Raw genomic sequence first — 7,668 nt, forward strand, 5'->3', positions numbered from 1 at the left:
GTGAAGGTGTCGGTGGTCGTGTCGCCGACATTGAGCGCCTGGACCGTGGCGTTGCCGTTGTCGAGCGTATAGGTCCACTGGCCGTCGGCGCCGAGCTGATAGGTGCCGAGGCCGCCGGTGCTTGCCGTGCCGGCGGGAGCCGTCTGCCAGCTGTCGGTCGCATTGTCGACATCGGTGTCGTTGAGATCGCCGCTCGCCGTCGGCGTCCCGGGAATGGCGTTGGCCACGCCGCCGGCCTCGGTCACTGCGCCGTTCGCCGTGCCGGTGATGACGGCCGCGTCGTTGGTGCCGTGGATGGTGATCGTCACCACCTGGGCGGTGCCGTCGGCGGTATGAGCGGTGAAGGTGTCGGTGGTCGTGTCGCCGACATTGAGCGCCTGGACCGTGGCGTTGCCGTTGTCGAGCGTATAGGTCCAGACGCCACCCGTGGTCATCTGATACGTGCCGTAGCCATGGTCACTTGCATGTCCGGCCGCGACGGCCTGGAATGTATTGGGTGTGTTGTCGACGTCGGTGTCGGTGAGCGTGCCGCTCGCCGTCGGCGTCCCAGGAACTCCATTGCCGACGCCACCCGCCTCGATCACTGCGCCCGTAGAGACTCCGGAAATCACGGCCGCGTCGTTGGTTCCGGCGAACTGTACCGTGGCGGTTGCCCAACTGAGCGTTCCATTGCCGAGCCGAATTGAATAGATAAACGTGTCAGTCAGGTATTGCCCTGCATTCAAGTTTTGTAATTGCGTCTTGAAAGCCGCTGTTAAGGTAGCCGCGTCGTATCCAACGAGTCCGTCGGATGTGATCCAGATTTTCGCGCCGTTAGAACTTGTGTCGGAGCTGCCGATTTCGCTCCGCGCCGAGTCTTGTGTCAACAAATCAGCAGCGGAGTATCCACTCATCGCGCCTGTATTGTTGATCCCGTTGTCGACCGACCAAAGCGTCTTGGCGTTCCCGCCGAGATCGTTGGCCATCACATTCAGGAAGATGGGCTGAGAACTATCCTCATTAAGCCCGGTGGTGCTGCTGGTGAACAGGTCGTCCTTTGCCTGCGGTGTATTGGAGAATGACGCCGTGGTGCCGCCGGCACCGGTGACCTGAGTAGCCATTTTCAACCCCTGTTTCTGTAGCAGACGCCCCAACGCCTGTTTGTTAATAGTCCTGTACGACCACGCTCTGTCCGAGCATCGATCCCAAAGTCGCCACACAGCTGGGTTGAAAGCGAGTGCGGCGCATCATCAGCGAGCCTGCCGGACAAGCAGTGCCGGCTGGAGCTAGCGGATGATGATCGCATGATGGCGGCTGCGACGGCGTTGTCGCAGCGCTACGTCTCCCAACCCAATTGCATCGCCTAAATCGCCGGTTTCCGATCAAGAGATTTTAGACAATGCTTATATTAGGAGATTATTAACTCTACTGGGGAGGAAGCGTCAACGTCCAACTTGGGCGAACGGTTAATATTCAACATGAAGGAGCTGCAGCCACCCGGATCGGCTTGTGAGATCGAACGAGCGCACGCCTAATATGAGCCAGCGCGGCAGAAGATGCGGGGCAGGGTAACGAGAGCCCGCCAGCGCACTAACGCTGGACCTTGACCGCTGCCACGGGCGAGCCGGACATCCGGAAGCCTCACGCTCCAACGCAGATCACTCCAAGGATGACAAGGCGCGAAGCAGATCTTGCCTTTGTGCACGCCGTTTTACGCCGTAGCCCCCTTCTTAAAGGTCTTTACCTCGTAAGGGACTTGGGCAGATCGGACTTGCCAGATTGGAGATGAAGATACCAGTTCAGCGAAAGTGAGATACGACACGAGAACAATTCTCGATGGCGAAAATCGCCGCCGAATCTACGCGATTGCCGCTCCTTCATTCCCACTCGATTGTGCCAGGCGGCTTCGACGTGACGTCATACACCACGCGGTTGATGCCGCGGACTTCATTGATGATGCGGGTGGCGGCGGCGCCCAGGAAGGCCATGTCGTAGTGGTAGAAGTCAGCCGTCATGCCGTCGACGGAGGTCACGGCGCGTAGCGCGCAGACGAATTCGTAGGTGCGACCGTCGCCCATGACGCCGACAGTCTGCACCGGCAGCAGCACGGCGAAGGCCTGCCAGATCGCGTCATAGAGGCCGGCCTTGCGGATTTCGTCGAGATAGATTGCATCGGCCTCGCGCAGGATCTCCAGCTTTTCCCGCGTGATGCCGCCCGGGCAGCGGATGGCGAGGCCGGGGCCAGGGAACGGATGGCGTCCGATGAAGCTTTCGGGCAGGCCGAGTTCCTTGCCCAGCGCCCTCACCTCGTCCTTGAACAGTTCGCGCAACGGCTCGACCAGTTGCATGTTCATGCGCTCGGGCAGGCCGCCGACATTGTGGTGGGACTTGATGGTGACGGAGGGGCCGCCGGTGAAGGAGACGCTCTCGATGACGTCGGGATAGAGCGTGCCTTGCGCCAGGAAATCGGCGCCGCCGAGCTTCTTGGCCTCGTCCTCGAACACTTCGATGAACAACCGGCCAATGGTCTTGCGCTTCTTTTCCGGGTCGGACTCGCCTTCCATGGCAGAGATGAATTTTTCCGAGGCGTCGACCAGGATCAAAGGCAGATTGTAGTGCTGGCGGAACATCGCCACCACACCAGCGGCCTCGTCCTTGCGCATCAGGCCATGGTCGACGAGGATGCAGGTCAGCTGGTCGCCGACCGCCTCGTGGATGAGCAGCGCCGCCACCGAGGAATCCACGCCGCCCGACAGCGCGCAGATGACCTTGCCCTTGCCGACCTGCTTGCGGATCGCCTCGACCGCGTGCTCGCGATAGGCGCGCATCGTCCAGTCGCCTTCGATGCCGGCGATGTTGTGGACGAAGTTCCTGAGCAGCCTCGCACCATCCGGCGTATGCACCACCTCGGGATGGAACATGATGCCGTACATCCTGCGTTCGACATTGCCGAAGATGGCGAAGGGCGAGCTTTCCGATTTGCCGAACACCTCGAAGCCAGGCGGCAGGGCGATGACGCGATCGCCATGACTCATCCACACCTGATGGCGCTGGCCTGTGGCCCACAGGCCCTCGAATAGCGGGCTGTCCTTCTCGATCTCGACAAAGGCGCGGCCGAATTCGCGATGGTTGGAGCTTTCGGCGACGCCACCCATCTGCACGCACATGGCCATCTGGCCATAGCAGATGCCAAGCACAGGCACGCCGGCATCGAAGACGATCTGCGGCGCGCGCGGGCTGCCGATATCGGACGTCGAAGCCGGGCCGCCGGACAGGATGACCGCTTTCGGGTTGATGCGCTTGAATGCCGCCTCGGCCGACTGGAACGGCACGATCTCGGAAAACACGCCGGCCTCGCGGATGCGGCGGGCGATGAGCTGCGTAAACTGGCTGCCGAAATCGACAATCAGGACGGTGTCGGTGTGATTGGCTGTCGTCATGGCGAGCCTTTAGAGAAAGAAACGAGTCTGCGCAATGGGTTGCGTCGCCTGACTTTCAGAGCGGTATCGCCTCGTCACCAGGTGAATCCGGCCGGAGCAAGCCCGAACCGATCGCCTGTTCGAGCCGCATGACGGCGTCGGCCAGCTTTTCATCGATGACGTGCAGATATTCGGTCCAGTCGCCGACGTGCCTGAGATCAGCCGCGCCGTCGGAAATACCGCGCAGCCCGATGAGCGGGATGTCGAAAAGCTGACAGGCGCGCAAGCAGGCGAAGGTCTCCATGTCGACCATGTCGGCGGCGATCGCTTCGTACGCCGCGCCGGTAATGACGGCGCCGCCGGTCGACAGTGTCGCCTCCTTGATTTCGGGAATACGCAACGGCAACGGTACGATCACCGGCAGGTCGAGAAACGGCGTCGCGCCTTTTTCGAAGCCCAGCGGCGAGGCATCGATGTCGCGATAGCTGACGGAGACGGCCTGGTAGATTTCGGTCTGCTCCAGGGTCCGGCTGCCAGCAGAGCCGAGCGATACCACCAGATCGGGCAATGCCTTGTCCGACTTCAACCAGGACAGTTCGGCGCCCAGCCTGACGCCGGCCTCGACCGGGCCCACACCCGTCATCAGCGGCGTGAACAGTCGCTGCAGATGCTGGCCATATTCGGCCCGCGCCGCCATGACGAAGAGGACATCCTTGCCGCCAATGCGCACGACGTTGCCAGTCATGGCGATCCTCCTGCTTGCGCTACATTATGGCCAACGGCATGGCCGCTGCCGGCGGCAGCTCCGTGCCGCCGGCACGATTAAATTCGCCCGCGGCGAACCGGCCACTCACCCAGCGATACCATCGCGGCCTAGCACCGTCATCATCGTCCCGGTCATGGTGGCGATCAGCTTGGCCTCGCCGTCGGCGGCGAAGGCATAGGCCTGGCCGTCGGCAACGATGATGGTACGGCCGGGTTTGGTCACCGAACCGCGGAACAAAAAACGCTCGCCCCGGCCCGGCGCCAGAAGGTTGACCTTGAATTCGATGGTCAGCACGCCGGAATTCTCCGGCATGAGCGAGAACGCCGCATAGCCGCAAGCCGAGTCCAGCGCCGTCGAAATGACGCCGGCATGCAGGAACCCATGCTGCTGGGTCAGCGCCGCCGAATAAGGCATCTCGATCTCGATGATGCCGGGGGTCACCAATGTCAGTTCGGCGCCGATCGTCGCCATCGCCTGCTGGCGGGCGAAGGACGCCCTGACGCGATCCTCATAGTCCGGAGCCGGTACGATCTTTGCTGCCATCGCCGTTGCCTTCACGTTTGACGGGAAAGCTTATCGCAGAGGCATGAGCGGCAGGCAAATGCTTTTGCTGCACTGCAGCAAACCGCATCGAACGCCACCTAGTTCAGCCAAAGAAGCGAGGCGTTGAGCAAGGTGGCGAACGCCACCCACGCCGCGTAGGGCACGAAAAGCCAGGCGGCGAGCCGATCGCGGGTCCAGACGCTTGCGATAAACAGCGCGATGACGGCCAGAAGAAGCACGATGATGACCAGAGCAGGCCCCATCATTTTTGCGCCGAAGAAGATTGGCGACCACACGAAATTCAGGACGAGCTGAGCGCCCCAGATCTTCATCGCGGTGCCGGCCGGGTCCCGCAACCATGTCCGCCAGCCGGCCACGGCGATCAGCACATAGAGCAGTGTCCAGGCAGGCGCGAAAATCCAGTTGGGCGGATTGAAGGAAGGCTTGGCCAGCGATGCATACCAGGCACCTGGCAAGGTGGCGAAACCGATCAGCAGGCCTCCGCCCAGCACCAGGACGAGGAACAGCAGAAGCGACAGATATCTTTGCAAGCACTCACCCTGTGGCGGCGCAACGCCGCGCATCTGCAATTGGGGCGCTGCGGGCAGCTGTCAACGACAGCGTCAGTTCGCCCGGCGCAAGGCGCAAAAATAAAATCCGTCTGTGCCGCTCAACGCCGGCGAGAGCGAAATGCCACCCAGGGCACCGATCCGCATCGCGGCGGTATGGCCGGGAAAACGGCTGTCCCAGAGCTGGCGATGATCGACCGGGGCAAAGCCGCCGTGCCGCTCGCGAAACGCGGCGATTTGTTCACCGTTCTCCTCGTCGAACACGGAGCAGGTTACGTAGACCAGCAGGCCACCGGGTTTGACGTAGGTTCTGGCGGCATCGAGGATCGTCGCCTGCTCGCCCTTGCGGGCATCAAGCTGTCTCTGCGTCAGCCGCCATTTGGCGTCGGGACGCCGCCGCCAGGTGCCGCTGCCGGTGCAGGGCGCGTCGACCAGCACGATGTCCATGTGGCCGGTCAATGGGGCAAGCTCGGCCGGCTTGGTGGTGACCTGCACATTGCGGTTTTCCGAGCGGCGAATGCGGTCGAAGATTGGCGCCAGCCGCGCCTTTTCGGCATCGTGAGCGAAGATTTGACCGTGGTTGTCCATCGCCGCCGACAACGCCAGCGTCTTGCCGCCTGCGCCGGCGCAGAAATCGAGCACCTGCATGCCAGCCGTCGCGCCGGCAAGCGCCGCCGCAATTTGCGACCCCTCGTCCTGGACCTCGAACCAGCCTTTCTGAAAGGCCGGCTCGGCTTGCACGTTCGGATGCCGGCCGTCACCGTCGATCGGCGGGATGCGGATGCCGTAGGGTGCGATCCGTGCGGCACTGGCACCGGTCTGCGCGAGTTCGGCCAACACCTTGGCGCGATTGGCCTGCAGCGTGTTGACCCGGATGTCGAGCGGCGGACGTGTGGCGAGCGCCGCGCCCTCCTCGACCCATGTCTCGCCGAAGGCTCGCTCGAAAAGCGGTTCGCACCAATCGGGAATGTCGGCGCGAACAGCGGGCGGCGCGTCGGCAAGCCGGCGTTCCGCCATTGCCTGGAGTTCCGTGGCGCTCAGCAGCGGCGGCGCGAATTTGTCACCTTCGAGCGCTGCGTTGAGCGACTGCGCCGTCTGGCTCCATTCGAGCAGCAGCGCCCCGAAGCCGATGGCACGCGGCGTGTCTTCGCCCAGCAACCAGCCGGCGGAGCGCTTGCGGCGCAGCGCGTCGTAGACGATGTTGCCGATCGCGGCGCGATCCCCACCGCCGGCGAAGCGATGGGACAGGCCCCAATCCTTCAGCGCGTCGGCCACCGGCCGGTGACGCCGACCAATGTCCTCCAGCACTTCAATGGCCGCAGCCAGCCGTCCGCCCAGTCGCATTCGTCATTCCATCAATCGAGCACATTATCCGGTCTGCTCTTAAAGCCTTTCACGTCCGGATTGAACCCCGCCCGGCTTCGCCGCGAGCGCAAGCTGGCGGTGATCGGCGAAACCTGTCCGACCGGTAAATCTTCGCGGCGGTTAGAAGCAGGCGGACTAGTAGATACAAGATCTCTAATGTTCTTAACTGGCGGCCGGAAGGACGGCGTGTGGCGCTACAGCTCTGCTTTCCAAGTTTTTCGGTTGGGAATACTCTTGCCGTCATGATTCGCGGCGCGGAAAACGTGGACCGGCGGATCGTCACGAGGAGAGGGCAATGAAGATTTATCTGGCGGAAGTTCTAGGCACATTTCTGTTGGTGTTCATCGGTACGGCGTCCGTGGTGACGGGGGGCTTCGGCGGCGCGCTGCCGCTTGGCCAGGAAGGCATCGGTCTGGCATTCGGCATCGGCCTCATCGCGGCGGCCTATGCGATCGGCCCGATTTCGGGCGCGCATCTCAATCCGGCGGTGACGCTCGGCGTGTTCCTGGCTGGCCGGCTGCCGGCCAAGGACGTCATCCCCTATTGGATCGCGCAGATCATCGGTGCCATCATCGCCTCGCTGGCGTTGTGGATCATCGTTTCCGGCCAGACCGGCGGCCATACCGGCGGCTTCGGCGCCAATGGCTGGGACGAGACGAAATGGGGCATGAGCTCGGCGTTCCTGTGGGAGCTGATCGGCACCTTCACCTTCGTCACGGTGATCCTTGGCGTTACCGCTGAAAAACACTCGACGGCGTTTGCCGGCCTGGTCATCGGCCTGACGCTAGCGGGCATTCACTTCGCCATGATCCCGGTCACCGGTACCTCGGTCAATCCGGCGCGCTCGATCGGCCCGGCGCTGTTTACCGGCGGTGCCGCACTCAGCCAGCTCTGGTTGTTCATCGTCGCACCGCTGATCGGCGGCGCCATTGCCGGCGTCGTCGCCAAGGCGCGTGTCTTCGAGAAGGATTGATTCCAGAGCCTGAATGCAAGAGGCGCGGGCCCGGGCCCCCGCCGCGTTAGTAGG

7 protein-coding genes are annotated in these 7,668 nt (G+C 62.9%); 1 reads left to right on the forward strand and 6 read right to left on the reverse strand.

All coding sequences use genetic code 11. The features are described 5' to 3' along the window. The 6 genes from LB555_RS29195 to LB555_RS29220 all read right to left on the reverse strand — a co-directional run. Nucleotides 1-1,100, reverse strand: a 1,100-nt coding sequence (locus LB555_RS29195; protein ID WP_210243307.1) for a VCBS domain-containing protein, incomplete at its 3' end; no start/stop codon positions are given. A 756-nt stretch (nucleotides 1,101-1,856) separates the two neighbouring features. Beyond that, nucleotides 1,857-3,419 carry a glutamine-hydrolyzing GMP synthase gene (gene guaA / locus LB555_RS29200; RefSeq protein WP_224684384.1) on the reverse strand — a complete coding sequence of 521 codons (1,563 nt, stop codon included), beginning with the start codon at nucleotides 3,417-3,419 and terminating at the stop codon, nucleotides 1,857-1,859. A gap of 55 nt (nucleotides 3,420-3,474) precedes the next feature. Beyond that, the gene (locus LB555_RS29205) at nucleotides 3,475-4,143 is read right to left on the reverse strand and encodes a 5'-methylthioadenosine/S-adenosylhomocysteine nucleosidase (protein ID WP_015316526.1); all 669 of its coding nucleotides are present in this window, start codon (nucleotides 4,141-4,143) and stop codon (nucleotides 3,475-3,477) included. Nucleotides 4,144-4,248: 105 nt separating this feature from the next. Then, the gene (locus LB555_RS29210; RefSeq protein WP_015316525.1) at nucleotides 4,249-4,707 is read right to left on the reverse strand and encodes a PaaI family thioesterase; all 459 of its coding nucleotides are present in this window, start codon (nucleotides 4,705-4,707) and stop codon (nucleotides 4,249-4,251) included. A gap of 98 nt (nucleotides 4,708-4,805) precedes the next feature. Then, nucleotides 4,806-5,258, reverse strand: coding sequence for a TspO/MBR family protein (locus LB555_RS29215; RefSeq protein ID WP_224623095.1), 453 nt, complete (start codon nucleotides 5,256-5,258; stop codon nucleotides 4,806-4,808). A 72-nt stretch (nucleotides 5,259-5,330) separates the two neighbouring features. Next, nucleotides 5,331-6,620: an RsmB/NOP family class I SAM-dependent RNA methyltransferase gene (locus tag LB555_RS29220; RefSeq protein ID WP_015316523.1), complete on the reverse strand. Its 1,290-nt coding sequence runs from the start codon at nucleotides 6,618-6,620 to the stop codon at nucleotides 5,331-5,333. Nucleotides 6,621-6,936: 316 nt separating this feature from the next. Here LB555_RS29220 and LB555_RS29225 point away from each other — a divergent pair, with 316 nt between their 5' ends. After that, nucleotides 6,937-7,614 (forward strand): MIP family channel protein, encoded by a 678-nt coding sequence (locus LB555_RS29225; protein ID WP_015316522.1) that lies wholly within the window; start codon nucleotides 6,937-6,939, stop codon nucleotides 7,612-7,614. The last annotated feature ends 54 nt before the right edge of the window (nucleotides 7,615-7,668 follow it).

Origin of the sequence: Mesorhizobium sp. BR-1-1-10 (assembly GCF_020165595.1) — a bacterium.
Lineage (GTDB): Bacteria > Pseudomonadota > Alphaproteobacteria > Rhizobiales > Rhizobiaceae > Mesorhizobium > Mesorhizobium australicum.

Bases quoted from the DNA above. Each gene is read 5' to 3' on its own strand.
- guaA (WP_224684384.1), bottom strand. From the start codon at position 3,419: ATGACGACAGCCAATCACACCGACACCGTCCTGATTGTCGATTTCGGC.
- LB555_RS29205 (WP_015316526.1), bottom strand. From the start codon at position 4,143: ATGACTGGCAACGTCGTGCGCATTGGCGGCAAGGATGTCCTCTTCGTC.
- LB555_RS29210 (WP_015316525.1), bottom strand. From the start codon at position 4,707: ATGGCAGCAAAGATCGTACCGGCTCCGGACTATGAGGATCGCGTCAGG.
- LB555_RS29220 (WP_015316523.1), bottom strand. From the start codon at position 6,620: ATGCGACTGGGCGGACGGCTGGCTGCGGCCATTGAAGTGCTGGAGGAC.
- LB555_RS29225 (WP_015316522.1), top strand. From the start codon at position 6,937: ATGAAGATTTATCTGGCGGAAGTTCTAGGCACATTTCTGTTGGTGTTC.